Origin of the sequence: Streptomyces sp. NBC_01476, assembly GCF_036227265.1 — a bacterium.
Classification (GTDB): domain Bacteria; phylum Actinomycetota; class Actinomycetes; order Streptomycetales; family Streptomycetaceae; genus Actinacidiphila.
In genome coordinates this window covers 6,770,151-6,795,752 of the sequence record NZ_CP109446.1, presented here as the reverse complement: position 1 = coordinate 6,795,752, position 25,602 = coordinate 6,770,151, and the positions used below count along the sequence as shown (strand labels likewise).

At 69.6% G+C, this 25,602-nt stretch carries 24 protein-coding genes, 1 tRNA gene and 1 pseudogene; 15 read left to right on the top strand and 11 right to left on the bottom strand.

The genetic code is table 11. The annotated features are described in order from the left end of the window. The first annotated feature begins 303 nt into the window (after positions 1-303). From OG552_RS29755 to OG552_RS29720, 8 genes are all read left to right on the top strand, one after another. On the top strand, positions 304-681 hold the full coding sequence (locus tag OG552_RS29755) for a tetratricopeptide repeat protein (protein ID WP_329138157.1): 378 nt from the start codon (positions 304-306) through the stop codon (positions 679-681). 164 nt (positions 682-845) lie between these two features. Beyond that, the gene (locus OG552_RS29750) at positions 846-1,649 is read left to right on the top strand and encodes a hypothetical protein (protein WP_329138155.1); all 804 of its coding nucleotides are present in this window, start codon (positions 846-848) and stop codon (positions 1,647-1,649) included. A 54-nt stretch (positions 1,650-1,703) separates the two neighbouring features. Beyond that, positions 1,704-2,678 carry a glycosyltransferase gene (locus OG552_RS29745; RefSeq protein WP_329138153.1) on the top strand — a complete coding sequence of 325 codons (975 nt, stop codon included), beginning with the start codon at positions 1,704-1,706 and terminating at the stop codon, positions 2,676-2,678. A gap of 1 nt (position 2,679) precedes the next feature. Further along, positions 2,680-4,293 (top strand): carbamoyltransferase family protein, encoded by a 1,614-nt coding sequence (locus OG552_RS29740; RefSeq protein ID WP_329141258.1) that lies wholly within the window; start codon positions 2,680-2,682, stop codon positions 4,291-4,293. Next, positions 4,286-6,427 carry a phosphotransferase gene (locus tag OG552_RS29735; RefSeq protein WP_329138150.1) on the top strand — a complete coding sequence of 714 codons (2,142 nt, stop codon included), beginning with the start codon at positions 4,286-4,288 and terminating at the stop codon, positions 6,425-6,427. The genes OG552_RS29740 and OG552_RS29735 overlap by 8 nt, the downstream gene beginning before the upstream one ends. Then, positions 6,424-7,053, top strand: a complete 630-nt coding sequence (locus OG552_RS29730) for a hypothetical protein (RefSeq protein WP_329138148.1) — start codon at positions 6,424-6,426, stop codon at positions 7,051-7,053. Before OG552_RS29735 ends, OG552_RS29730 begins: the two co-directional genes overlap by 4 nt. Further along, the gene (locus OG552_RS29725) at positions 7,050-7,445 is read left to right on the top strand and encodes a hypothetical protein (protein WP_329138146.1); all 396 of its coding nucleotides are present in this window, start codon (positions 7,050-7,052) and stop codon (positions 7,443-7,445) included. Before OG552_RS29730 ends, OG552_RS29725 begins: the two co-directional genes overlap by 4 nt. Then, on the top strand, positions 7,442-7,738 hold the full coding sequence (locus tag OG552_RS29720; RefSeq protein WP_329138144.1) for a PTS glucose/sucrose transporter subunit IIB: 297 nt from the start codon (positions 7,442-7,444) through the stop codon (positions 7,736-7,738). The genes OG552_RS29725 and OG552_RS29720 overlap by 4 nt, the downstream gene beginning before the upstream one ends. Positions 7,739-7,767: 29 nt before the next feature. Here OG552_RS29720 and OG552_RS29715 read toward each other — a convergent pair whose 3' ends face one another. Continuing rightward, on the bottom strand, positions 7,768-8,700 hold the full coding sequence (locus OG552_RS29715; RefSeq protein WP_329138142.1) for a phosphotransferase: 933 nt from the start codon (positions 8,698-8,700) through the stop codon (positions 7,768-7,770). A gap of 330 nt (positions 8,701-9,030) precedes the next feature. Between OG552_RS29715 and OG552_RS29710 the strand changes: the two genes are divergently transcribed. Further along, positions 9,031-9,564 carry a hypothetical protein gene (locus tag OG552_RS29710; RefSeq protein ID WP_329138140.1) on the top strand — a complete coding sequence of 178 codons (534 nt, stop codon included), beginning with the start codon at positions 9,031-9,033 and terminating at the stop codon, positions 9,562-9,564. Here the strand turns inward: OG552_RS29710 and OG552_RS29705 are convergent. After that, on the bottom strand, positions 9,521-10,312 hold the full coding sequence (locus OG552_RS29705) for an IS5 family transposase (protein WP_329138138.1): 792 nt from the start codon (positions 10,310-10,312) through the stop codon (positions 9,521-9,523). The two genes, OG552_RS29710 and OG552_RS29705, sit on opposite strands and share 44 nt — an antisense overlap. 344 nt (positions 10,313-10,656) lie before the next feature. On the opposite strand from OG552_RS29705, the gene OG552_RS29700 reads away from it, so the two are divergent. After that, a complete protein-coding gene (locus OG552_RS29700) occupies positions 10,657-11,247 on the top strand; it encodes a hypothetical protein (RefSeq protein WP_329138136.1) in 591 nt (196 codons plus the stop codon). A 66-nt stretch (positions 11,248-11,313) separates the two neighbouring features. Further along, positions 11,314-12,447, top strand: a complete 1,134-nt coding sequence (locus OG552_RS29695) for a hypothetical protein (RefSeq protein ID WP_329138134.1) — start codon at positions 11,314-11,316, stop codon at positions 12,445-12,447. A 163-nt stretch (positions 12,448-12,610) separates the two neighbouring features. On the opposite strand, the gene OG552_RS29690 is transcribed toward OG552_RS29695, so the two are convergent. The 5 genes and pseudogenes from OG552_RS29690 to OG552_RS29670 all read right to left on the bottom strand — a co-directional run bounded on the left by OG552_RS29690 (position 12,611) and on the right by OG552_RS29670 (position 16,481). After that, positions 12,611-12,985 (bottom strand): ATP-dependent DNA ligase, encoded by a 375-nt coding sequence (locus OG552_RS29690; protein WP_329138132.1) that lies wholly within the window; start codon positions 12,983-12,985, stop codon positions 12,611-12,613. A 291-nt stretch (positions 12,986-13,276) separates the two neighbouring features. After that, positions 13,277-14,680: an IS1380 family transposase gene (locus tag OG552_RS29685; RefSeq protein WP_443071073.1), complete on the bottom strand. Its 1,404-nt coding sequence runs from the start codon at positions 14,678-14,680 to the stop codon at positions 13,277-13,279. A gap of 113 nt (positions 14,681-14,793) precedes the next feature. Continuing rightward, positions 14,794-15,003 (bottom strand): annotated as a pseudogene (locus OG552_RS29680) (ATP-dependent DNA ligase); the annotation flags it as partial. A 249-nt stretch (positions 15,004-15,252) separates the two neighbouring features. Next, a complete protein-coding gene (locus OG552_RS29675; protein WP_329138130.1) occupies positions 15,253-15,447 on the bottom strand; it encodes a hypothetical protein in 195 nt (64 codons plus the stop codon). 119 nt (positions 15,448-15,566) lie between these two features. Continuing rightward, entirely contained in the window at positions 15,567-16,481 is a 915-nt protein-coding gene (locus tag OG552_RS29670) for a hypothetical protein (RefSeq protein ID WP_329138128.1), read from the bottom strand. Between the two features lie 235 nt (positions 16,482-16,716). Here OG552_RS29670 and OG552_RS29665 point away from each other — a divergent pair, with 235 nt between their 5' ends. Further along, positions 16,717-17,460: a helix-turn-helix domain-containing protein gene (locus tag OG552_RS29665; RefSeq protein ID WP_329138126.1), complete on the top strand. Its 744-nt coding sequence runs from the start codon at positions 16,717-16,719 to the stop codon at positions 17,458-17,460. Positions 17,461-17,513: 53 nt separating this feature from the next. Further along, positions 17,514-19,043, top strand: a complete 1,530-nt coding sequence (locus tag OG552_RS29660) for a gamma-glutamyltransferase (protein ID WP_329138124.1) — start codon at positions 17,514-17,516, stop codon at positions 19,041-19,043. 286 nt (positions 19,044-19,329) lie between these two features. On the opposite strand, the gene OG552_RS29655 is transcribed toward OG552_RS29660, so the two are convergent. The 3 genes from OG552_RS29655 to OG552_RS29645 form a co-directional block, all read right to left on the bottom strand. Beyond that, entirely contained in the window at positions 19,330-20,541 is a 1,212-nt protein-coding gene (locus tag OG552_RS29655; protein ID WP_329138122.1) for a hypothetical protein, read from the bottom strand. Positions 20,542-20,688: 147 nt separating this feature from the next. Further along, complete coding sequence (locus OG552_RS29650) at positions 20,689-21,699, bottom strand: DNA polymerase Y family protein (protein WP_329138120.1); 1,011 nt, start codon at positions 21,697-21,699, stop codon at positions 20,689-20,691. Positions 21,700-22,231: 532 nt separating this feature from the next. Next, on the bottom strand, positions 22,232-23,107 hold the full coding sequence (locus OG552_RS29645) for a DUF5655 domain-containing protein (RefSeq protein ID WP_443071212.1): 876 nt from the start codon (positions 23,105-23,107) through the stop codon (positions 22,232-22,234). 533 nt (positions 23,108-23,640) lie between these two features. On the opposite strand from OG552_RS29645, the gene OG552_RS29640 reads away from it, so the two are divergent. After that, complete coding sequence (locus OG552_RS29640) at positions 23,641-24,015, top strand: helix-turn-helix transcriptional regulator (protein ID WP_329138118.1); 375 nt, start codon at positions 23,641-23,643, stop codon at positions 24,013-24,015. A 1-nt stretch (position 24,016) separates the two neighbouring features. Beyond that, positions 24,017-25,243, top strand: coding sequence for a tyrosine-type recombinase/integrase (locus OG552_RS29635; RefSeq protein ID WP_329138116.1), 1,227 nt, complete (start codon positions 24,017-24,019; stop codon positions 25,241-25,243). 195 nt (positions 25,244-25,438) lie between these two features. Here OG552_RS29635 and OG552_RS29630 read toward each other — a convergent pair. Continuing rightward, positions 25,439-25,512: transfer RNA gene (locus OG552_RS29630), tRNA-Pro, on the bottom strand. Positions 25,513-25,602 lie beyond the last annotated feature (90 nt).

Genomic DNA, 25,602 nt, shown 5'->3' with positions numbered 1-25,602 from the left:
GCTGGGCGGCGCGCGGCGCGCTGGGGCGATGCCCTCTCGCCCTACACGGACAAGCGGAGTCGCTCCCTTCTGCCTGTCTTGAGAATCGACCCAATATCACTGGCGTTATATCACTTGGGAGATATGCGGTTCGCCCCGCGATCGGGAAAGATGCTCACCACACGCCTCGCGTTGTGCACTGGCACCGCCGAATAAATTTTAGGAGAGCACGGGAAAGGAGAGAGGTATGCCGACTCCCCGGCCCGCTAAGGACGATCACCAGGCCGAGACGTCACGTCTCATTGTCTGGCTGCCGCTGTCGTCGTGGCTGCAGAGCCCTCTGGCCTGATGGTTCCCCCGCCGTCTCACGAGGCTCTGACAGATCTGCAGCTTGGTCAAATCGCACTAGAGGCAGGCGACTGGAAGAATGCCTTGCAGCTGCTGCAAAGGGCGCGAGATCTGTTCGCCATCGAGGGATCGTCCCCTCTGGCGGCGCTTGCAAGTCATCAGGTAGCACGCACTCTCGCTCTTGCCGGCCGGACCGAGGAGGCACAGGCGCAAGCTGAGATTGCGATCGCTGCATTCGAGACCGCCGGAGACGGTAAGGAAGCGGAACGCAGTCGTTCTTTGGCCGCTGAGATCAAGAAACAGAAAGGTCCGCAGTCGGATTCCAGTTTGATTTCTGTGTGCGGAGCCGAGTAGTACGCCAGGGAACGCCCGTACAACGGCACGTGGTTCGGGGCCATCGTCTACGTGCGAGTCTGGCCCTGGGCCTTCCAGGTCCAGGCGATCCTCGACGGCCAGTCTCCGAAGCTGCGCCGCGTACGCAAGGCGGCGCTGGCTATGGCCCGCTGAAGGCCGTCGACGTGTGGAGTCGCGACGAGGATTTCCGGGTACGGCGGCTGGCAAGCGAGGCCACCCGGCCCCTGCTCCCCTGGGCCCCACGGATCGCGCTCCCCGCTGACGCGGGCCTGCCCGTCCTCGAGACCCTCTACAACGACCCGCACCTCTACGTCCGCACCTCCGTGGCCAACCACCTGGGGGACATCGCCGCCACCCAGCCCGACCTCGCGCTGGCCACCCTCCAGCGGTGGAAGGCCTCGGGCCTGGTCACCGGCGAGCAGTTCGCCTTCCTCGTCCGCAACGCCCTGAGCAACACGCTGAAGGAGGGCTGGCCGCCCGCCTCCGCCCTCCTCGGCTACGCCCACGACGCACCCATCTCCCTCACCCCGCTCGCCCTGGAACGCACCGAACTCCGCGCCGGCGACACCCTGAACTTCTCCCCAGTACGGCAGCAGCACTTGGTGCTTCCCGGCGTCCGTCCGGAGACGGTGGGGCCGGTGCGCGAGATCGTGCGCGCTGTGCTGCGGCTGTGGAAGCGCAGCGAACTTGGCTTCGTCGTGGAACTCGGAGTCACCGAGCTGCTCACAAATGTGTGGCGCCACACGCCGGGAGACTGTGAACTGCTGGTCCGCGAACTGGCGGACGGAGTCCTGGTCGCCGTCGTCACGGCACCCGCTGACGACGCTGAGGCCGGCCGGGGGCTGCTCCTGCTGTCCGCTCTGGTCGACGAACTGGACGTGCTGCCCCTGCCATGTGGCAAGCGCGTCTCGTTCCAGCTCAGCACCACCGCCGACACTGCACAGCACTGCCCCTGCCCGGCTGCCTGAGCTTGGGCTCCGGGGACTTTCCGCCAAAGCGGTCCGAACGTCGAGGAGGAACCGGTGACCAGTCCGTTATTCCCGGGCGGCGCTGCCCGCCCGGGGGCAAGCGTAGTGGTGGCAGTCCGCGGCAACACCGCCGCGTTGGAGGGCCTGGCGGCAGCGCTTGACGCGCAGGAGATCCCGGGCGGCATCGAACTGATCGTGGTGGACAACCATCCCACCCCGGTCCTGCGGCCGGGAGCCGGCCGTCTGGGGCCGATGGACTGCCGGATCGTCCACGAACCGCAGCCTGGGCTGTCCCGCGCCCGCAACACCGGCATCGGTCTGGCCCGCGGGGACATCGTCCTGATCACCGATCCCGACGCGCGACCCGAACCCGGCTGGGCAAGCGGGATGGTCCGGGCGCTGGAAGAGACCGGCGCGTACGCGGCGGGCGGCCGGGTCGTCCCCCGCTTCACCGGCAGCACCCCGGCCGCCGTTCCTCCCGAAGTGATGCAGTTGTTCGTGCCGCCGCTGTGGCCGCAGACGACCACCGGCCTGGCCGCGCCGTACTGGGTGGTCGGCTGCAACCTGGCGATGCGCCGGCGCCCGCGGCCGTGGTTCGACACGCGGCTCGGCGTCGCCGGGCTGCGTCATCTCAGCTGCGAGGAACTGGAGTTCACCGTCCGGGCGGAGCGGGACGGCCTGCGCGTGGTGGTGGTACCGGACGCCGTCGTGCACCGCGCGATCCACCCCGCCGACCTGAGAGCCCGCGCGGTAGCCGGGCGCGCCTGGTGGCACGGCGTCTCGATCGCCCGGCTGCTGGCGATCCACCCGGACGCCGGAATCCACGACAGCTACCGGCTCCGCGACGCAGTGACCTGGACACGGCTCCGCCACCAGGACGGCCGGCGGGCGGCGGTGACCGACGCACTGCGGATCGCGGGCCTGCACACCGAACGGATCCACCTGGCCTGGACCAGGTTACGCAGACCGACCGCGGCCCCCTCCGGGCTCGTGGTGGAGAAGAAGAAGGAGGGGATCGGACGTGGGTGACATGCCGATAGCAGTGGGACTGAACCTGGGGCACGACGGCGGATGCGCCGTCGTAGCCGGGGAGAAGGTGGTGGCCGTCGCCGAGGAGCGCCTGAACCGCACCCGCTACTCCGGCGGCTGGCAGGCCGCCCTGGCGTACTGCCTCCAGGCCGCCGAGATCGCCCTCGCCGACGTCGGCGTGGTGGTGTTCTCCGGGGTCGGCCCCCGGCTGGAGGAAAGCTTCACCGGCGGCCTGGACCTGTTCGGGCTGCCCGCGGCCCGGATCACGACAGTCGACCACCACCTGTCCCACGCCTACGGCGCGTTCTGCCTCTCCGGCCACGACGAGGCCCTGGTCGTGGTCGCCGACGGCTCGGGCAACGACCACCAGACCGAGAGCTACTTCCTTGCCGACCGCACCGCGATCACCCGGGTGGGCGGCAACCGTGAGGGCCGCGCGCGGGCGGGCGGGATCGGCGCCACGTACGAGGCGGTGACCAACTGGCTCGGCTTCGACGGGCAGGAGTCCGGCAAGACGATGGCGCTCGCCTCCTACGGCGACCCGAAGGCCATCGAGGTGCCGCTGTTCGACCTGTCCGGAACCCAGGTCGAGGGGCGACTGGCGCGCACCCACGACCGGGGCCTGGCCGAGTTCGCCGCCACCGCCGGCCTGGACCTCGGGGCACCCGGGTGGGACACCCCGCGGGCGAGGGAGCTGGCGGCGTGGGTGCAGGCCCAGACCGAGGACGTGCTGGCCGAGGTCGTCGCCCGCCTGATGGCAGAGCACCAGCGCACCGCGGTGTGCTTCGCGGGTGGGGTGGCGATGAACTGCGTCGCTAACGAGGTGGTCCGGCGCCGCACCGGCGCCCGGATGTTCGTGCCGCCGCCGGCCTCCGACCGCGGCCAGGCGCTGGGCAACGCGCTGTACGGCATCCACCACCTCACCGGCACGGTGCCCCGGCTTCCGCTGGCCGGCCGGGACGCTTTCGGCCGCACGTACACCGGCGAGGAGATCCGGCTCGCGCTGCGCCGGCACCCGCGCTCGGGTCTGGCCGAGCGGCATCCGCACCGTCGGTTCGGCTGGCGGCCCGAATCCGACCCTGCCACCGCGGCGGCCCAGATGCTCGCCGAGGGCCGGCTGGTGGGGTGGTTCGACGGCGGCAGCGAACTGGGCGCCCGCGCGCTCGGTTCGCGCAGCATCCTCGCCGACCCGCGCCACCAGGCCACCCGTGACGTGCTCAACACCCGTATCAAGCACCGCGAGTTCTTCCGTCCCTTCGCCCCCGCGGTGCCTGCCGAGCACGCTGGCCAGTGGTTCGACCTCGACGAGGACAGCCCCTACATGCTCTTCGCTCCCCAGGTGCGCAGCGAACGCCGGGACCAGCTCGGCGCGGTCACGCACGTCGACGGCACCGCCCGGGTGCAGACCGTCGACGCCGCCGTTCACCCGAGCTTCCACCGGCTCATCAGCCGCTTCGGGGAGCTGACCGGTGTGCCGGTGGTGCTGAACACCTCGTTCAACGACAGCGAACCGATCGTGGAGAGCCCCGCGCAGGCGGTGGCGACGTTCTGCCACACCGACCTGGACGCCCTGGTCTTCAGCGACGGCTTCGTGGCGGTGAAGAGCGATGACTGACCCCCGCACGTCCCGGCTGCGGGTGGTGGTGCTCTTCGACACGGCCGGCTTCCAGAGGTCCCTGCCGCTGACCGGGGCCGCCGCACGGACCCTGCACCTGAACCGGCGCCTGGCCGACGCCGGAGCCGACGTCACGCTGCTGCTGTGCGACCTCAACCCCCGCTCCGCACCCACCCGCCGCTGGCCGTTCGGCGTGCGCTACCTGCCGTATGCGGCCCTGTACGAGGACACCGCCCCGCTCACCGCCCAGGTGCGGGAGCTGGCCCCGGACGTGCTCGTGATGTCCAACACCCAGCTGACCGTCCGCTACGGCCGCGCCCTGGCGGACGCGGGCGGGGCGCGACTGGTGTACGAGATGCACGACGACGAGGCCGCCGTCGCCCGCACCATCGGCAGCGGCGAATGGGAAGTCCGCCAGGCCGCCGTGCTCCAGGCGACCGCCGTCGCCACAGCCGACGCGGTAGTCGCCTTCACCCGCCGCGACGCCGACCTGGCCACCGCCCTGCGGGGGCGGGCCGTGCACATCGTGCCGTGCGGAGTCGAGCCCGGCCCGCCCCCAGACCACGCTCGCGAGCGGCCCGGGACAGCGGCGTTTGTCGGCAACCTGTACTACGAGCCCAACGCGAGGGCCACCGCCTTCCTACGGGCCCGCCTCGCCCCGGTACTCGCCCCGGTCGGCGGATCAGTCGACGTCTACGGCCGGTACCCCGCCGCACTGCGGGCCCTGGGCACGGGCAGCGTGCTGCAGCTGCACGGCCCTGTGCCCGACCTGCGCGCCGCCCTGTCCACCGCACAGGTCGCCGTGGCCCCCTTGGACTCCGGCGGCGGGATGAAACTGAAGGTGCTCCAGTACCTTGCCGCCGGGCTGCCGGTCGTCGGAAGCCCGGAAGCGTTCGCCGGGCTGCCCGACCCGCGCGCCTTCGCGCTGGTCTCCACCGACCCGGCTATGGGGGACCTGCCCGACCTGGTCACCGCTCTGCGCAACGACGAAGGGCTGCGGCGGCGCCTGGGGGATGCCGGACGGAGCCTGGCGGAGTCCGAATTCTCCTGGGCCGCCGCCGCGGTGCTGGCCCTGCGCGCCTACCGCTCCACCGCCGGCCACGCGGGGCCGCCGGGCGGCGGGCCGGCGGCACGACCGGAGGTCCTGGCGATGGCGGACCGGCCACCATACTGGCTGCACGAATGGCGTACCCGACAGGAACCGAGGACGAGGATGGGCGAGAGCATGACACCGGCTAGCGACGGCGGGCAGCACCCGGTGCTGGCCCGGCTGGCCAGCGAGATCGACTGCGCGCGCCAGGCCGCCGAATCCGCCCTGGACACCCTCTTTGACCAGGCCGCCATCGTCGGCTACGGCGGCCGGTCCATGGTCTTCCTGTCCAAGACCGCCATCCTGAAGATCTACACCCACCGACCGGCCGAACGCGCCCAACGGGAGATCACCGGCCTGACCCTCGCTGCTACAGCCTCCGGCCTGCGCGTGCCCGAGGTCCTCGGCCACGACACCGTCGACGGAGCCCTGGCCTGGGTCAGCGCCACCCGCCTGGACGGCACCGCCCCCACCGACCCCTCCGACGAGCAGGCCACCGCGCTGCTCGGCACCGTCGCCGCCCGCCTGCACGCCCTCCCCGCCGGCGCACTCACCGGCCTGCCGGCCTTCCGCCGCAACATTCGCCCGCTGCCCGAGGACGCCCACCCCGTCCGTACCCGGCTGTCCGCCGTCCTGGCCAAGGCCGAACCGGTCCAAGTGGCTGCCTGCGTCACCGGATTCGTGCACGGCGACTACTCCGCCCGTAACCTCCTGCTCGCCCCCGGCCACGATCCCGGCGTGATCGACTTCGAAGGCTGCGGCACCGGCTGCGTGTACGAGGACCTCGCCAACCTCTACGTCCAGAACTGCCTCATCGACGGCCGCGACCCGCGCCTCGCCCTGGCCGCCTACCATGCCGAAAGCGCCCGCCTCGGCCGGACCAGCGAGGTCGACACCCGGCACCTGCTCTTCCACACCGCCCGGTACTTCCTCTGGGTCTTGCAATGGGCCACCGAGATCGACACCGCCCTGGCCGACCAGGTCACCGCGCTGGCCCCGAACGTCCTGGACGCCCTCGAAGCAGAGGGGACACCGCAGCTGTGATCGCGATCGACGGCATGCCGGGCGCCGGGAAGACCACCGCGCTGCACCGGCTCCAGGACGCGCTGCCCAACCAGGTGGTGGTTTTCCCCGAAGCCCAGCCCCCCGACGATCCCCGCCCGGACGCAGAGATCGCCCGGTACTTACTCACCGAAGCCCGGGACCGCCTCGACGCCGCCCGGCGCCTGCAACAGGCCCGGCCCGGTCTCCTCGTCGTCTCCGACCGGTGCCACATCGGGGTCCTGGCCTACCGCTACGCGCTCATGGCCACCGGAAAGGCCCCGCGCCAGGACTTCGACCACGCCCTGGAACTCAGCCACCGCCTCGGGCTCACCGCCCCCGATGCCCATGACCGCATCCTGATCCTGCTGGTCGACCCCGACGAATCCGTCACCCGCCGCGCCGCCGACGCCCACGACGACCGCTACCGCCTCTGGTTCGACCCCGGCTTCCTCACCGCCTACCACCACTTCCTCACCCACCTGAACACCTGGCTGCCCCAGGACACCCTCACCACCCACGACACCACCCACGCCAACGCCTGGACGACCCTGGTCGATGCTCTCCCGTTCCGCCTGGCCCGCCAGATCCAGCCGCACCGCGCGATGACCGGACCGGAGGCACCGTGACGCACGGACCCACCGCCGCGACCACACGCCGGCTGCTGGCCGCACTCGCCGCCGCCCCGGAAAGCTCAGACTGCCCGGCCGTTACCGCACTTCACGAGGCGACCGGGAACATCCGCGCTTTCCTCACCGCCGCCGACCAGGACGACATCCCGGCGATCCCCGCCGCGGTCCTGCACCAGTGGCGGTGCGACCTGGACCGCCACCACCAGGACCTGGAACACAACCACCCGCAGGCATGGGCGCGCTGGCGGGTGCCAGGCACCTGGCTCGACTCCCACCTACGGCTGCGGTCCCTGATCGCCCACGAAGTCGGCAAAGCCTACTGGGACGACATCCCCGACATCCGGTACGACGCCATCGACATCGAACGCTACCTATGGGGAGCCCGATGACCACCGCCCAGCCTGCCCCGCCGTATCCCGGTGACAAGTACCAGGCCACCGCAGCCGTCCTACGTGACCTGCTCGGCGGGTCCGGCAACATCACCGCCCTGGAGCACTGCGTCACCCGGCTCCGGCTCAGCCTCACCGAACGCTCCCTCGTCAACGACACCGCGCTGCGCGACCACCCCGCCGTCCTCGGCGTCCTGGAACGCGACACCTTCCAGATCATCGTCGGCCCCGCCGCCGTCGCGCCCCTCACTGCCGCCCTGCGCCACCTCCTCGGCCCCGACGCGGACTCCTGAGGAACCGTACGGGCCGTCTACCGCAAACGTCACCGCCAGCCCGTACGGTAGGCGGCCCACGCCAGCGCCGCCGCGGCCTCCCGCCTCTGATACGCGCGCAGTTCGGGCCGCGAGCGCCGACGCCGGGCCACCTCCCAGTGCCCGGCCACCGACACTGCCAACGACGTCACCGTCTGCTCAGCCACCATCCCCCACACGCCCAGCCCGGACAGGGCCTCCTCGGCCGAGGCCGGGCTGTGCCCGTCCATGATCAGATAAGGGACAAGCCAGACCATGTCAAACCACGCAGCCCCGCGGTAACCGCACGCCCAATCCACCACGACCACCGTCCCGCCACCGGCGACCACCATGTTGTCCGGCCGCAGATCCGCGTGCAGCAACGTGTCACCCCCAGCCGCCAGCAACCACCGAGTCTCCCACTCCACCAGCGACGGAAGATGCCGCACGCACCACGGGTCCAGATCGATGGGCGGACTGGCGGCCAACTGCCGCCAGCACTGCGAGACCCGCTCCAGCGCCTCGGCCACCGGCCGTGCCCCGGCAACCGGGCAGGGCGTCAACGCCCGGGACATCGACCCCACCGTGGCCAGCACCGCCAGCAGATCCGCAGAACCCGGCTGGAGGCCGGGATGACGGCCCGCAACATCGTCAAACAACAGAACGATCCATCCACCCGCCCTGAACCAGGACAACAGCCGCGGCGCAGGCACCTCGGTCGGCAGCACCGTCGCCACCGCGGCCTCCTGCTCATACATGGCCGCCAGAGGATGAACCTGCGGCACACCCTTCGCGAACGCCCGCCGGCCGTCGGCCAAGACCAGCCGGGACGCCAACCCACCAGTGAACCCTGCTTCCTGGGACACCACGCGCGACACCGGAGCCCCCAGCCGCCGCGCGATCGCGCCACGAACAACCGCCGGAAGATCCCGCCACGCCAACCTGGAAGCCGAACCGACCGTCATACCCCCCCGCCCTATCGACTAGGCATGCCGGCGACCTCCCCGCCGCGGCCGCCACCAGATCCCACTGCACCATGCGCTGGCCTGGCAACGCCCTACGGCCACCAGTAGCTCGTAATCCATTCGGCCACGAACGCGCTGGGCCCGGAAGCGCTGATCTTGTGTTCCATGTACTGCCAACGAGCGCGATTCCGTGGGGTGCCAAATGTCTTCCCTGCTCAGTAGTTGTTGTCGTTCCGAACTTGGTGGCGGCGTTTTCGCTGGTCAGGCATAGGTTTCGTGGTTTGGTGGGAGTTGTGGCCTGTCGGGTTGTCACTCGCTGGGGAGGCCTGGATGCCGTCGCTTGTAGGACTGCTGGAACAGCACGAGCTCGTTGCTCGCCGTCGTGTCGACGGGCTGCGGGAGGAGGCTGATCGGATCCAGGCCGAGCTGGCCGCGGCCGAGCAGGAATGGCAGGAGTGGATGGTCGCCCGTAGGCGGGTCGATGCGGTCCTGGCTCCCGGCGCCGGCACCGCCGGGACGGAGGTCTCCTCGGATCCGTCGGACGCGGAAATGCCGTCGCCGCCCGGGGATGCGATCAGGCCGAGGTCGCAGGTGCTGGTGTGGCGGGAGGGCCTTGCCCGGTCTGTGCTGTCGGTGGACTACCAGCGCATCGTGCAGGTGCTCGCGGACCGGTCCCGGCTCCATCAAGGGCCGCTGACCTGCCAGGAGATGGCCGCGGTGTTCGGGATGGACGTGGTCCCGGCGCGGGTGGAAGGTTTGCGGTCGAAGGCGAAACGCCTGGTCGCACGTGGCTGGCTGACCGAGCCGGGACCGGGCCGGTTCACGCTCGCGAAGGGTGTGGCCGGGCCAGGCGCCGGGTCATGAGCAGGGTCATCGACCAGCAGATCATCGCCTCGGCGCTGGTGGTGCGGCGTTCGTAGTCGCGTGCCAGCCGGCGGGTGCGCATCAGCCAGGCGTTGGTGCGCTCGACGATCCACCGCTTGGGCAGCACCACGAACCCCTTCCGGTCGTCGCTGCGTTTGACGATCTTCAGGACGAGAGCGAGTGCGGCCAGGCAGTGCTTGACGAGGCTGCCGGTGTAGCCGCCGTCGGCCCAGACCAGTTCCAGCCGGTGATGCGCATCGGCCACCCGCTGGAGCAGGACCTCGGCGGCGGTGCGGTCCCCGATGTCCGCGGCGGTAACCATCACGCCCAGCAGCAGGCCGAGCGTGTCCACCACGACGTGCCTTTTTCGGCCGTTGATCAGCTTGCCGCCGTCGAAGCCGCGGCTGTCCGATCCGACCACGGCATCGGCCTTGACCGACTGGGAGTCGATCACGGCGGCCGTCGGTTCCGCGTCCCGGCCCTCCCTCATCCGGACCCGGCCGCGAAGCCGGTCGTGGAACTCCCAGGCCAGGCCGTGGTCGCGCCAGCGGCGGAAGAACGCGTAGACGCGGTCCCAGGGAGGGAAATCGGCCGGCATCGCCCGCCACTTGATTCCGTTGTCGACCAGATAGCGGATCGCGTCCAGTATCGCCCGGTGGCAGTAGGCCTCCGGCTGCCCGCCCCGGCCCCGCAACCAGCCCGGCACCGGCAGCAGCGGCCGAACGGCAGCCCACTCCGCGTCCGTCATATCCGACGGATAACGCCGCTGCCGAGCTCCGTTGTCGGCCGCGTTTCCGAACTGGTGTGCCAGGCAGTCACACTCCGGGGCAACTGAACTGGACTGCCCGGCCGTCCACACGGAACACTCCAACACCGGGGCCTCCTGACGTTGCTCGGTGATTCGACACCAACGAGCTGTTCAGAAGGCCCCACCTCTATGCCGCGACGCCTCCACGATCACCCGGTCGGAAACCTCAGTTCGAGACACACCCCACACAGCCGGAACGACAACAGCGACTGAACTAAGCACGAAGGGGGTGAAGTTAGGGAGGCGAGTAGCGTTCCGGTCAGAACCGACGGAGCGGGGGGATCGTGAGCACTGAGGCCGTTGTCGCCATAGCCGGTGCCGGCGTCAGCGCGGTCGCGGCGGGGGTCGCCATCTGGCAAGCGCTGGTCGCGAAGGAGCAGGCACGCACCGCAGAAGACTCCGCGCTCTCTGCTCGTCGCCAGGCTGATGCAGCTGAAGCACAGGTGCAGCTCATGCAGAGGCAGATCGACGGCGAGGAGGCGGAGCGACACGATACCAAGGGCCCTTCTTTCACCTTCAACGATCGCCGGATCGATGAAGACCGGTGGGGGCAGCCCAGGGCGACGGTGCTTCTTGTGCAAGACAGCGGCCCCGCGCTGTCCAGGGTGTTGGTGACCGCGTCCGGACAGTACGTAACGGGCATTCGCGTGGATCCTGACGAGATGGCGGCCCAGCCGTCCCTAGACTTCGGCGGGAGTTCGGCCGGGACCGCGCTCGAAATCTGCGTCGGCATTGAGTACCGCCACGTTCTCCCTGTCCAGGTGACACTTCGGATTGACTGCACAGCGCGTGGCACCGGCGCAACATGGACTCGTGACGTAGCTGGCAGCGTTCAGCGACCTCCAGAACGACGTATCGGCCGCACCCGTCCGTGATCAGAGTGCCCGTCCACACCTGCAAGGCAGTGTTGGGGTGTCGGTCCGGTGGGCCATGATGAGCGGATGAGCGTGGACATCAGCAACTATGAACTCGTCTGGCCTGCTTCGCTGTTCATCTCGGAGGGTGAGCGGATCGTCCGCTCCACGGGCAGGTTCTGGGAGGAGCGGGCATCGTGGCTGCTGACGGAGGCGCTCGCAGGGACAACTGCGGTTGCGGACTTCGATGAGCTGCCGAGCACCAAGAAGGGCAGCGACGATCCTTGGGCCACGAGTTCTGGCTCTGGATGGGGCATCGCCGAGGTCATGGACAAGCGCGACTGGCTCGCTGAGCTGATCAAACGAGCCCCTCAACTGCGGCATGCGTCCGCTCCGCGGCCCTACTGGCCACAACGTCGCGGGATGGGTTCATCGCACGACGGGAGCACTCCGCGCGACACACGACGGGACTTCGCAAGGATCATCTGGGACTTTGCCGATCGAGGCTATCTGGTCGAAGTCTTCGGCGAGGAATGCATAGACGACCCAAGCGAACTTCCAGACGGCTCAGAGGTAATCGAAAGGCGACTTGGGATTCCCCGGCTTTGGCCGCTTGATCCGGAGTCATGGAACGAGGACACGTTCTTCGGTCTCATTGAGGTGTTTCACGATCTCGTGAGTCGTCCACGATTGCGCAACTTTCACTCGTATGGTTCGTGCGGATGGCATCACTCCGAGTTCCACACTGCTCCAGCAAGGATTCTTTATCGCTGGAAAGTCAATGAAATGCTGCGTTCTGCGGGCATCGAGTACGAACTTGCAGCAGAGGGTGAGGACATCGGACGCCTGGTGGCCGTCACGGATGATGCCCGCGGTCATCTTGTCCACCAGGTGATCAGTGCTGCTCCGGTCGATGTCAGGGCCAGGGTCGACCACGCCATCGCGCTTTTCAGGGCTCGGGGCACATCGCCTGAGGGGAAGCGGTCGGCAATCGTGACACTCGCCGGAATCTTGGAAGAGCGACGCCAGTTGATCAGAGAAGATGTGGGCAGGCAGGATGAGGGATCCCTATTCGAGATCGCCAACCGCTATGACTTGCGTCATCGCAGGGCTGACCAGCGCGGCGACTATGATGAAGCCTTTCTCGACTGGATCTTTTGGTGGTATTTGGCCACAGTAGAGCTAACCAACCGTCTGATCGCTGCACGGTCCAGCGCCTGAAAGGCGTAGGTTCGGCCGTCGCCGTGAGTGTGATCGCGGGGGTCTCGTGCAGGCAGTAGGGGTCACCCACATTTCGGCCGAGTCTCTGCCCGAGATGCATCCATGCTGGCTTAGGATGTGCTATCTAACAGGGCGTCGCCTCCATCACTTTCCGCCCGGTGAATCAGGTAGTTACCTGATTATCGGTAACGGGATGGGTCATCGGGAGGGATTCTTGACTTCGGTGGCGCGGGTAACGATCTGACTGAACGAGGGAATACAGGGTGTTTTTGATCTTGACCCAGGACCGGGACCGGACCCCGGGTTTGTAGACCGACGCGAGGTCCTTGCAGACGATTCCTTCCACATTCGCGGCCCGGGTGTGTGCGAGAGCCTGGGCGCTGCGTCCGACGACCGCGTCCGGCACCGAGCAGTTCGGCCCGGCCAGCTCCAGTGATCGAAGCGTCTGCCTTCGCTCGGCATAGGGCCGCCTCAACAGGCTGTCGGCGCCAAGAATTAAAACGTCGAACACGCAGGTGCGCGGGTACGGATTCTGCACGGCGGGCGGCCAGCTGGGGGGAGCGGGCCAGTCCCATCCGGGTCTGAAGCCGCTCGAAGTCGGCGTGGCCGTTCTCGTCCAGGGCGATGATCTCGCCGTCCAGGACTGCCGGCATTCCTCGAAGCGCCGCTCCTAGCCTCGCTGTTTCGGTTGGGCTTGGCTGAGCTGGGCTGACGTCTCTTTTCGGTGGTCGTCGCGGTTTGTGTGGGGTGGGTATGGCTTTGGCCCGACGCTCGGGTCGGGTGCTCCAGGGCTCCTCGGGTCGTGGGCGGACAGCGACTGGTCGTTGGCTCAGGTGGCTGGTCTGGGTAGGGCCGCGAGACGGGTGAATGCTGTGGTCAGCTCGTGGCGCCAGGGCCAGGTGGCGGCGATCCGCAGGTGGAGGCGTCGCCCGCCACGGGTGAGGCGGGCGGCTGCGTGCAGCAGGCGGTAGCGGAGTTTCTTCGGCTCGGCGGTGGCCAGTTCGCCGTCCAGCAGGAGGGTCTGGGTCCATGCGAGCAGGTCGATGGCGGTCAGTGCCAGCTCCAGCCACGCTTGGTTGATGGCGAAGTGGCGGGAGGGGAAGCGGCCGAAGCCGGTGGTCTTGCCGCATCGGATGCGGTCCTCGACGCGGGCATGCCCGCGGTGGCGGACCTCCAGGAACTGCAGCGAGCCTTCACCGACGGGAGTGTCGGTGATGAACGCCTGGTGGCGCATGCCCTCGTCGAGGTCGGACAGCGACAACTGCGCGCCCGGGTGGGGGCGTTCGCGTCGGACGATGATCCGGGTGCCGTCGGGGTGTCCGGCCAGGTCGAGCATGCCGGTCAGCTCGGCGACCTCGGCGCCGGCCCGCAAGGTGCCGTCCTGCTCCAGAGCCGGATGCCAGAACCGGTCGGGCAGGGCACGGACCGCCCGGCGGACCGGTTCGGTGACTGCGTATCCGACGGAGAACGACGTGCGGATGCCCCGGTCCCGCAGGGAACGCAGGTGGGCGAGGAAGGTTTTCGCGCCGCCGGCGCTGTCGGTGCGGACCAGGATCGGGGTGCCGTGGCGGTGGGCGTCGGGGATCTGGGCCAGTGCCCCATCCAGGACGGTGATGTGGTCGGTTGCGGTGTTCGCGCCCGCGTTGCCCGGCCGCAGCACGCCGGCCAGGGCCTCGCCGGTGTTGTCCAGGAAGCACAGCAGAGGGTGGTAGCCGAACCCGCGTTTGTAGGTGGGCGCCGCCTCCTCCTTGTCGGAGTGGCAGGTCACCAGGGTGGCGTCGATGTCCAGGACCAGGCCGGGCAGGTCCCGGCCGCCGGCACGGGCCGACGGTATGCCTTCTCGGGTCTCGGCGGCCTGCAGCCAGGCGAGGTCCCGGGCCGCGGCCCTGGACCCGCGCAGTCCGGCGAGTGCGGCCGGATCAAGGCCGGCCAGCAGACGCCAGGCAGTCGCGGTGGAGGCGACCGGGCCGAACACGGGGGCCTGGTCACGCAGTAGGGCCAGGTCGCTGATGGCCTCGCCGCCGTCGGCGAGCATCACCGCCACATCGACCGCGATCCTGCCCGGATCGTGCCCGGTGCCACGCGGACGAAGCCGGCGCAGTGTGTCGGTGAAGGCCGCTGTCAGGCCGGTGGCATCAGCGAGGTCGGCCAAAAGCCGGGAACCCGCGTGGCTGACCACCCCGTGACCGTCGGCCGACACGACCAGCTTGGGACGTGACCCGGTAGTGTGCACGCAGAAAGTGCCTTCCTGCTGTGGTGACAGAAGCCCTAGACAAGCCTCATCATCCCAGCTCAGAAGGCACTTTCGCGTTCCCGCTCAAGATCCGGACGCAACCGCAAACGAAACGCGAAGGCTAGAACGTGCAGGTCCGTGTAGGCCGCGGTGATGTCCTCGCCGGACCGGGACCGGAACTCCACCGTCCCGTCGCCCGGGGCGTAGATGACGACCCGCTGGCCGTCCTGCTTGGTCTCTGCCGCCCACCGGTCGTCACCGCCCGGCAGGGGCAGACGGCCCGGCGAGGCGAGCATGGGCATGATCCTCGGCAGGGTGACCATGCCCAACCATCTCCGTACCGGCCCTGCAGCGCGCACCAGCTGGCGGCGTTTCTCCCGCAACTGCGCGCCACGACCAGCCGCCCGGCCTACAGATCGCGGTGCCAAGCCGGGCGGGGGGTTGCGCCCCACAACCCGGCGGCCCAGGGTGGTTGATCCCCTACCGTGTCCGCCTCAGTAGGTTGTCCGGCGCAACGACGGCCAAGCGCTGCCGCCCCGGCCGACGCCGACTCGTGTGCGCGGATGCGGGGGTCAGTCTTCGCGGCGCTGGGACTGCTGGGTGCGGCCTCGTCCTTCCCGGTAGCGGAGGACTTCGCGCCACCAGTCGAGCTTGTCTGCTGACTGGTCCGGGATGAGGATCTGGGCTGCCAGAACGGCGGCCGAAACGAGGGCCATCGCCAGCGCGCTGGCGGCCACCGCCCACCAGGGCGTGCCGGCAATGGCCATGCCTGCCCCGGGCACCTGTCCACTGAGAAGGGTGGTGACGGTGGCGACAGGGCCATGCCAGCCCGGCTGCGGCGGTGGATCTCCGCTCGGGAGATCTTCCGGACGATCAGGAAGCCGGCTCACCGGTTTCGCGTCCTCGTCCTGCGCAGGGACTCCGCTCGCATCCCCGGCAGCAGGCGGAGCTGGCCGCGGCGCATCCGCTCGCGGGCCTTCTGACGGAAGCGGAAGCGGGCGTTCTCCACGTCGCCAATCTTCACGTGCAGCAGGTCGGCGATCCCGCTCTGCGAGTATTCGTGCAGCGTCAGCAGCATGACGGCTCTGACGCGTGGTGGCGAGCTGCTGATGAGGCCGGTCACGCGGTCGCACAGATCGGCCAGTGCCTCGGGCACCGGTTCGCGGACCGTCTGCCCCAGGGCCCGCTGGACCAGGTCGGATGGCATCCGCGCTGCCGCGGCCAGGAACCGGTCCTGGCGCTCGCCCCGCCAGGAGACGAACTCCCGCGGGAACACGATCAGGCACATGCCGAAGAAGAAGGACTTGAGCGTGGTGGGCCGGCCGTCTCGGCCCCGGTGGGCGGCCGGCCGGTACCCACCGCGCTTGAGGCGTCTGATGAAGAGCTGCATGGCTGCGGCGATCGTATGAACCGCGAGCTGATCGCGGACGGCATCGTCGCGATGCAGCGTGGACAGTTCCTCCTCCGTCATCCACAACGGCGTGGCCGACTTGCCGGCGAGAACGGTAATCTCGCAGGTGCGCATCTTCTTCCGCAGCCGGCCGTACGCGTACAGGTACAGCTCGGCGGCGAACTGCTCGTACAGCGGACCCGTGAAACCCGCCCGGGCCAGGTCCGCGACCCGTTCCAGGTCGTGCCGCACGTGATCGGGCAGCTCGGTGTCCGCGCCGCCCCCAGGGTGGCCGCCCGGCCCGCTCGTCGGTCGTCTTCCACCTAAAGCCATGAACTCTGCCTGTTCTCTCGCCGCCAACGCCTCACGGCCGATGCTGCTTGTAGAGGCCGGTCGTCCTGCTTTATGCATCAGAACGCTGTAATTCCTTCACGCACGACGAAAAAGTTGCCGAGCAATTCCCGGCGAGGCAGGCCGCCGACGCTCCTGCTGCGTCGCTCGCGGACACCACGGAACACTGTCCGGGGGCTGTCCGGACAGCCAGTCGGTCATCCGCGGCACTTGTCTGGACACCATCCGGACACCGGCGGCCGGGCCGACGACGCCGCCGTAGGCTTGACAGCCAGCCGAGCAGCCGGAGGAACCGTTGAGCAGCGCCGAGGAATTCGCCGACGACCTGCGCCGGCTGCGCGCCGCGGCAGGCGACCCCTCATTCCGGCAGTTGGCAGGCCGCACAGCCCAGGGCAAAACCACCGTCAGTGACGCGTTCATCGGGAGGCGGCTGCCCACCTGGCCGGTAGCCCGGGCACTGGTGGTCGAACTCGGCGGAGACGAAGAGGAATACCGAGGCCGCTGGGCGAAGGCCAAGAACGCGGCAGGACGCCCACCAGAAGTCCCGCAATGGCTGACCTCGGTACGCTCCGACATCCCGGACCTGGTCACCGGAGCCGACTTCGCCACAGCCTGCGCGCTCGCCTCCAGCGACCCCAAGAAGGCACTCGCCTCGGCCTGGGAGGTCGTCCGGCTGTCCGCTGTCCAGATTTCACACGCCCTGTACGACGACCTGCCCGGAAACTGGTCATCGAACATGATCGCCTCGCTGCGCCGGGCCGAGGAGGACGGCTTCCTGCCGGCAGGAACCGCGGCGGCAGCCAACGCCGTCCACCACGTCCACGTCCCGAACACAATGCTGGAGACCCCCGAGGCACCCACGCACGAGATCCTCCAAGTGGTCTTCCTCGCCTACCGGCTGGCCTGGCAGGCACACGACGTCGTCAAGAACAGCGCCGCCGCCCGCGCAGCAAGTCCCCCGCAACCCGCGGGTCGCGGAGGCAGCTCGGCGCGGCCGGCGTCCAGCACCCCGCCCGTGTCCGACCGCGCATCGGGTTGACACGTCTCGTCTCAATGGGGACCGGCCCTGCCGGATCCTGGGACAGTGGCGGCGTGATCCCTGCGAACGTGAACGACGCCCCACCCCTGGTCTATACCGACAGCATCGACGTACCGGTGCTGTTCCGGGACGGGCCGGACAGCCGGCCCTTCAAACAGTGGCGTACCGCCGCCGCCCTCCCGTGGCCGTCGAACGCCGCGTTCCCGGACCACGACGGCTGGTACCTGCCCACCACCACCTGGCGCGAGATCCTCAAGGCCGCAACCGAAGTAGGCCGCGACGTCACACCGAACCTGCTGCACGTCCCGCAGCTGGCCCACGCCGAACTCGTCGCCCGCGTCGCACCGCTGTACGCGTACATCGGCATGCACCACTTCGTTCCCAAGAAGCCCAAGGCGCCGCTGCCGGGCAGTACCGGGCGGCGGCTGACGGTCAACGCGGTCTACGAGTACGCCACCGAGCAGTCCGCACGCCACGCGCTCGGCTACCGACTGGGCATGACGATGGCCGAATGGGCGTGCCGCTCGCTGATGGGCCTGGGCCAGACCTGGCACATCGAGGACGGCGGACCCGATCCCTCTCTGGAGCACCTGTTCAAAAACCCTTCGCTGAAGCTGCCGGACCTGTGGGGCCGGCACGAGGCGGAGAACGCGTACTGGCTCATCGAGGCCAAGGGCGGCAACGTCCGGGTAAAACGGCTCAGGGACGGCTGGGTCCAGCTCGAAGGCGGCAGCAAGATCCTGGGCGCCTACGCGCACCGCCGCGTCCTGGTCGGTGCCTCGGTCCAGCCCGGGGGCGATCTGTTCCTGACCGTCGACCACGACCATCACCCGGGGAACCCGCCCCTGCCCCACCCCGGTGGCAAAATTCCGCCCGGCGCCCCCAGCACGCCGGAGGACCACCTCGGGGAGGACGACGACGCCCTCATGGGCACCGCCCGCGCCCAGATGCTCACCTTCCTCGCCCTGCGCTCCGCCCCGGCATCACGCTTGCGGACCGTCGCGCTGTCCAGCGACCGCACCACCCGCCGGCGCCGCCGCGACGGGCTGACCACCCCGCTGGAAAACGACGAGGCAACTCTCGCCGCACGCACACGTGCCCGCGGGGCGGCCATCGGCGCCGATGATCCAACCCGTTATGAATGGGCCCGGGCCATTGGCCTGGACGACTTCCTCACCTGCCGCATCCCCGGCACCGAGCTGCAACTGGGCATGTCCCGACGCCTGTTCGCCGCCTGCGCCCAGCTCCACCGCGAAGACCAGGCCATCGCGGAGCGCACCCCCGGCATGCGGGCCGAAGACCGCGACCGCGTCGAGGAGGACGCCGATGAAGACGCCGAGCTGGAACGGCGCCGGACCCAGGGGCGCATCTTCCGCGAACAGCAGGAAGACGCCCGTCCCCGTATCGCGCCCCGGGTCCGCGCCGCCTACGACCGGGGCGACACCGAACGGTGGAACCAGCTCCTGCCCAGCGCCCAGGAACCACCGCTCGACCTCACCGAGCACCCCGACCTTCTCGAAGCGGCAACCCCCGAGACCTATCTCGCCCTGCGCCAGGAAGACCTTCCGCAGCGCGGCCGGTGACTCCTCCACCACGGCAGCCTGACGCAGTGCCCGAGAACGGCAACCCACCATCCATCCGGCAGGCCGTGGGGCGTCGCAGCGTCTTCCCGTCGATGGCCCGGCAGTTGGCCATGTGCAGCACGATTGGGGGGCCGTTCGCCGCCGCCGAGGGCACGGGCGCGAAGACGCCTCGGCTCAGGCGCTGGCCGGCGCCCACGACACCGCGCCGGTTCCACCCCGTTCACTCGGGTTGAGGCTTCCGCGGGAAACCGGACGGTGACCTGCGCCGACCTGCGGGCTACCGCGGTCAGGGGTTGCGGAAGCCTCGCCCGGGGTCGCGGGCAAAGTCGGCATCGAACGCGGTGAACCAGTCGACCGGGGCGAGGTTGACCATGCCCAGCGCCTGGTTAGCCTCGTTGCCGCTGTTCTCGATGCCGTCCAGGCTCTGGTCGAACAGCATGAGCACGTCACCGTCCTCGAACAGCTCCTCGGAGGCGGCTTCCCACCCGAAGTCGCGCCGGTCCTCCGGGAGACCGGCGACGCTCTCGGCGACCAGTCGGGGGCGGTTGCGCGTCAGTGCCCGGGCGCGAGCGATGCCCAGGTGCAGCGCCATCTCCTCACCCGTACAGCGCGGCACGACCTCGACCCCGCCGGCCAGATCGGCCGCCAGGTCATCAAAGGCACGGGCCATCTGCCGCCGCCACGGCCCGCCCTGGTTGAAGGTCACCCGCGGCAGGGAACCGAACAACCCGCCGACACCCGGGCCCAACGGCTCTCCGCCCAGCGACGCCACCTCCCGCCACGCCTCATCCGACAGGTCCTCCAGCGCACGGCGCAGCACCGCCGCCGACCGGGCCGTGAGCACCGGGTAGTCCTCATCGCCGGTGCCCTCGTCGTCCTCGTCCCAGAAATCGGCGCCCACAACGGCGATGCGCGCGCACAGGTGCCCGCGTACCTGCTTCGCGGCCTGTTCCGGGGCGTCCAGAGCGGTGTCGATGATCTGCAGCTCGTCGGAGAAGTACGCGGCGCTCAGCAGTGCGGCGGCCTGCGCCAGCACCTCCTGGCAGCGTGTGGCGTCCGGTTCGTCGGCGCGGGGGAAGACCACGGCGCAGTCGTTGTCCGCCAGGCGGTCGATGATGCTGGCGACCACCCCGGCCACCAGCGCCGCGTCGTCCCAGGGCTCGGCCAGCTCCAGCAGCTCCACCACCACAATGCTGCCGGCCATCTCCACGAAAGCCTCGAACGCGGTACTGAACGACCCGTCGGAGTTCAGCAGCTGCCCGGCCACCACCTCCGGGAACCCCTGCTCATCGGACAGCCGCTCACGCAGATTGCCGCTCTTCCAGTACAAGCCGCGGGTCACCCGAAAAGTCCCCACCGGCCGGTCCTGGGCCGTAAGCCGGACCCGCCAGGTCTGCACGCCCCGCTCGGCCGGGTCCAGGAACCGGTGCACGTGGGTGAACTCCACCATCAGCTGTGTCGGGTCGGCCGGCACGGCGGCGGCTTGCTGGTTGTTCATCGGCGCCTACAACTTCCTGCACACGGGAACCTGAGACCGACCAGCCTAGGGTCTCATCGTCCTGCGCCGGATCACGACCGGACGCGGCACTCAGCACCGCCTCAGCCCGAACGCCATTACGCCGGGGTCCTCTCAGGCAGACGCCGGTCAGCCCGCTCGGCGCCACGACAGGGCCGCCGGACGTACCGCGCCAGGACCGAACCTGGCATTCAGCTCGTCGATGACAGGCTCGGCGCGCAGCCGGTTCTCCCGGGCCCGGTCCAGGCTGATCTGCCCGCCCGCGCTGCCGGCCGCGGCGAGCTTGTCCACCGTAAGGGTGATCGCGCGGATACGGGCGCGCTCCAGGTGCAGCGCCTGGAACACCCCGTACGCAGCCGTGCGCAGGTCGTCGGTGTGGCATGAGGGTTCGGGAAGCGTCCGGGTGCGGGTGATGGCTGAGCCGTCGGCGAAGGCGACCTCCAGTGCGAGGGTGCCGGCGATCTGCTGCCGGGCGCGCAGCCGGGCCCCCAGGGCGACCGCGGATTCCAGCAGCGCGGTACGAACCGCTTCGGCGTCGAGGGTGTCGCGGTCGAAGATGCGACGCTCCCTGGTGGAGGAGGGCAGGCTGGACGGGGTCACCGGGCGCGGGTCGATGCCGAGGGCGCGGTCGCGCAGCAGGCGGCCGGCCCGGCCGCCGAGGATCCGCTGCACGGTGCCCTCCGGGGTCGCGGCCAGCAGGCCGACGCTGTGCAGACCGAAGGAGACCAGCCGCTCGGCCTGGACCGGGCCGATGCCGTGCAGCATGCCGACCGGCAGCGGATCCAGGAACGACCTCACCGCCACCGAGTCGTCGGGCACCAGGGCCACCGGCAGCGGCCCCTTGGAGGCCATCGCAGCGACCGTCCAGTTCGGGCCGGCCCCCACCCGCACGTCGATCCCCAGGAGGGCCGCGGCGCGCAGCCGCAACCGCATGCCCAGATCCCAAGGGGAGGCGTCCCAGTAACGAAGCGCCCCCGCCACATCGACCAGCGCGGCAGCCGGCGGGAGCACCTGCACCACCGGCGAGACATCGCAGGCCAGGTCAAGCAGGGCCCAGTAGCCCGCTTCACCGGTTCCCGGCCGGCACCGCACATGCAGCACATGCGCTCCCCGCACAGCAGCCTGCTGCGGCATCTCCATGTGGCCACCTCCCGGATCGAACCCCAAAGCTACTCGAACTTAATTCGAACACGCTGCGCGGGATGCACTCTCCTCAGAAGCCAAGACCGGTGCGGCGATACAGCGGCCCGCGACACCCCAACGTCTCAGCCGCTACCCGAGGGCCCGCATCGCCTGGCCTACCGCGCGGAACGCGACACGGGACCGGCGTCTCCAGCCGATGGTGCGACGGACCGGCGGACGCGATGACGACCCGCCGACTGCCCTGGGTCCGAGCCCAGGCGCCTGATAACACGGAAAATGCCGTCAGGCAAAACGTCTTTTCTCAGCATCATGGAATACACACCGCCACCTCCCGCCCGTGCCGACGAAAGGAGCCGCCACCGCCACCTCCATGCGCATCCCTGACACAGAGCCGCATTCCGTGCGGGACCATCAGCGCTCCCATGTGTCAGCCCGGCGCTCGCACCCGTCGAAGCAGCTCCGCCGCAGGCACGCCGATGGGTGCCGCCCGGTCCGGCCGACACCCATCCTCGCCACCCGTAGCGGCCCGCTACGCCGCGGCGTAGCTGAGCCGCAGCAGGTCGCTGGCGCGCTCCAGGTCGTTCTCGGTGCGCAGCCGGACCTCCAGGTCACCGGTCCCGTGATGACCCAGACCGCTCACATCCCGGCTGAACCCAGGTACGAGGTCGACCTTCTTGGGATCCGCCCGCAGGTATACCAGCACCTCACTGCGGTGGCCGCGGCCGACGCAGGCGACGTTCCGCAGCCTGCGGTAGGCCCGGTACTGCTTGCGCTCGATCCGCCGCACGTCCTCGCCCAAGGACACCAGCACCTCGTCCAGCGCGTCCCGCAGCTCGCCGATCCCGCCCCCGGTCGGCTGCCTCTTCGGCATGCGCCCGGCGCGGCCCGACCCCGCTCCCCGGCCGCGGTCGCGGGCCGCGGCGGTGACGACCGGCTCAAGGCCGAGCAGGCCGGCGCCGAAGAAGCGGTAGCGGACCAGGTCGATGCAGCGGCGGATCTCACCGACCGCGTGCCGGTCGTAGCGGGTGAAATCCTCCGCGACGCAGATCAGCCTCGGTGCGCTCCACAGCACCTGGGCCGCGGTCGGAACCCCGAGCCGGTCGCGGACCAGGGCCTCGAATTCCGCCCGGTGATCGGTCAGCCATGCCAGGTAGAACAGCCCCTGGGTGATCACCCCCGGGTCACGCTCGCGCTTGTACTCCACCACTACCGGAGCACCGTTCTCGTCGATCCCCAACGAATCGATCCGCCCGCCGTGCACCGGGCCCGTGCTGTACTCGCTCGCCAGGAAGCGGACGCCCAGCAGCGCGGGCATGTTCGCCTCGACCAGCCTCTGGAGATCCCGCTCGAATCCCAGCGCCTGCGGTACGATCTCTATAGCGTTGCCATCACCCAGCGTGAACAGCTTCAACTACGCCACCCTTGCGATCCTTCACACCGATCACCGACGTGACACCAACACGGCAGGGATGCGCAATTATTTCCGGCGCAGAGGTTCACCGCAGCCGCCTGATGGGTAATCAGTTCTCAGGTCGGAGCGCGTGGCGTATTTGTGGCGCGGCGGACCCAACGTTGCGCCAGATACCTCTCTGACCTGCGGAAACGTCTGGGAGAGTAACGTCCTCCGGAGCCGTTACTCTTTCCTGCCGCCCTGCCGCCCCGCCCTGGCAGCGTATGCGTGCGTCGCAAGTGGCCTGGGTACGCCGCTTGCGTGCGGGGCTGGGACTCTTCATCGTGCTTGTGCGTCCGGTCATCTGTGTGACTTTGGCGGGCGTCCCTCCCCCGCGCTCCGCGGTCGGCCCGTGTCATCTGCGAGTGGGTCAGCGGCTGAAGGCAGTCCACGCCCGGGCGTGATAACACGGAAAATGCCGTCAGGCAAAACGCCTTTCTTGATGAAGATGGATAGCGGATCCCTGTTCAGCCAGCGGCTGTTCTCCCATGGAGAACAGCCGCTGCTTGGCTGGACTTCGTGGGGTTTGTGTCCATCGTTTTGTCTTGCTCCTGAAGCCGACGTCAAGGAAGTGCATGCCCCAACGCTCCGCCATACCAGCAGCCCACTCCGCTCCGACCCGGCACGCTGTCGATGCCACCCCCGCAGGGCTACGGACCTCACGACTGCTGACCACCGAAGAAGTGGCCCGACTCCTGCGGGTCGATCCGTCCTCGGTTCGGCGGTGGCGGGCGGAACGTCCCCCGCAGGGTCCGCCCTTTATCCGGCTGTCCGAGCGCGTGGTTCTGTACGGCGCCGATGATTTGCAGGGCTGGCTGGACGAGCGCCGTTCCGTGCCTGGCTCTCGGCGGAAGGCGGCCTGACGTGGCCTACCGTCACCAACTTCCCATCGCTGTCCCTCTGTCGCACGACGTCGAGCAGCGCCCCGGCCGGAAGCTCCCCTACAAGGCGCGCATGCGCTGGGTGGACCCCCACACCAAGCGCCGACGCTCCGTCGCCCAGATGCACGCCACTAACGAGGCGGCGCAGGATTGGATCGACTCCCTGCTCGCCTCGGCGGGCCGGGGGATCGACCCGTCGGCCGCGACCCAGTCCCTGGCCGAGTACGGCGACGCCCATATGCAACTGGCGCTGCGCGGGCTTGAGCCCAAGACCACCGACCCCTACCTGGCCGGGTGGCGGCTGCGGGTCGTGCCCGCGCTCGGGCACCTGCCGGTGACCATGGTCACCAACGGGGCCGTCGACCGCACCGTCTACGCGTGGATCGCCGACGGCGAGGGCCGCTCGACGGTCAAGAACAGCCTCGCCGTCCTGGTGCGGGTCATGGAGCAGGCTGTCCGCGACGGTCTGATCACCGCCAATCCCGCCCGGATCAAGGGATGGCAGCGGCAGTACCAGCTGGCCGAGGATGAACTCGACGACCCCCGCTCCCTGGCACTGCGTGACTGGGACGCGCTCCAGGAACTCAGCCAGGCCCTGGTCGCCAGATCCTTCGACCAGTACCGCGGCTGGGGCGATGTGGTGACCTTCGCCGCCTGCACCGCCGCCCGCATCGGCGAAGTCTCCGGCGTGCGGGTCAAGGACATCGACACCGCGAACTGGATCTGGAACCTCCGGCGGCAGACCACCCCGTCCCCCGGCGGCCTCGCCGACAAGAACACCAAGGGAAAGGTCGCCCGCCGCGTCCCGCTCATCGACGAGCTGCGTCCCATGGTTGCCCAGCGCGTGCTCGCCCTCGGCGGAAGAGCCGATGCCCGGCTGTTCACCGGCCCCCGCGGCGGCCGGATCACCACCGCCGTGCTGCGCGACGCCACCCACTGGGACGAGGTCGTCCAGTCCCTCGGCTACGAGCACCTGCGCCGGCACGACCTGCGCCACACCGGCCTGACGTGGATGGCGGACGCCGGGGTCCCCCTGCACGTCCTGCGGTTGATCGCCGGGCACGGCTCCCTGCAGACAACCCAGCGCTACCTCCACCCCGACCTGCAAAGCGTCGTCCGTGCCGGACGGGACCTCAGCACCCACCTGACCGCCACCCCGGGCCTCCCGCCGCCCTCCCCCGGCATGTCCGCGACCCTCCGCCGGTTGTAGGAACCGGACAACGCCACGCACGGCTGAGACGATCTCGGTCCCTGGCAGAATCACGTTGACCTGCGGTTTTTCCGCGGCCGTGGTCCCCAGGTGGTCCCCAGGACCCTGACGCCCCGTCACATGGAAACTGTTGCCGACAAGCCGAAGGGCCCGCTGACCTGGCCACATGCCAGTCAGCGGGCCCTTCTCGCACCGTCGGGACGACAGGATTTGAACCTGCGACCCCTTGACCCCCAGTCAAGTGCGCTACCAAGCTGCGCCACGTCCCGGTGCTTGGTCGGTGCCGATCCGGCGGGCGGTTCGGTTGACCTTGCACGAGAAGAATAGCGCACCCCGGGGGGTGGTCGCTCGCAGGTTGT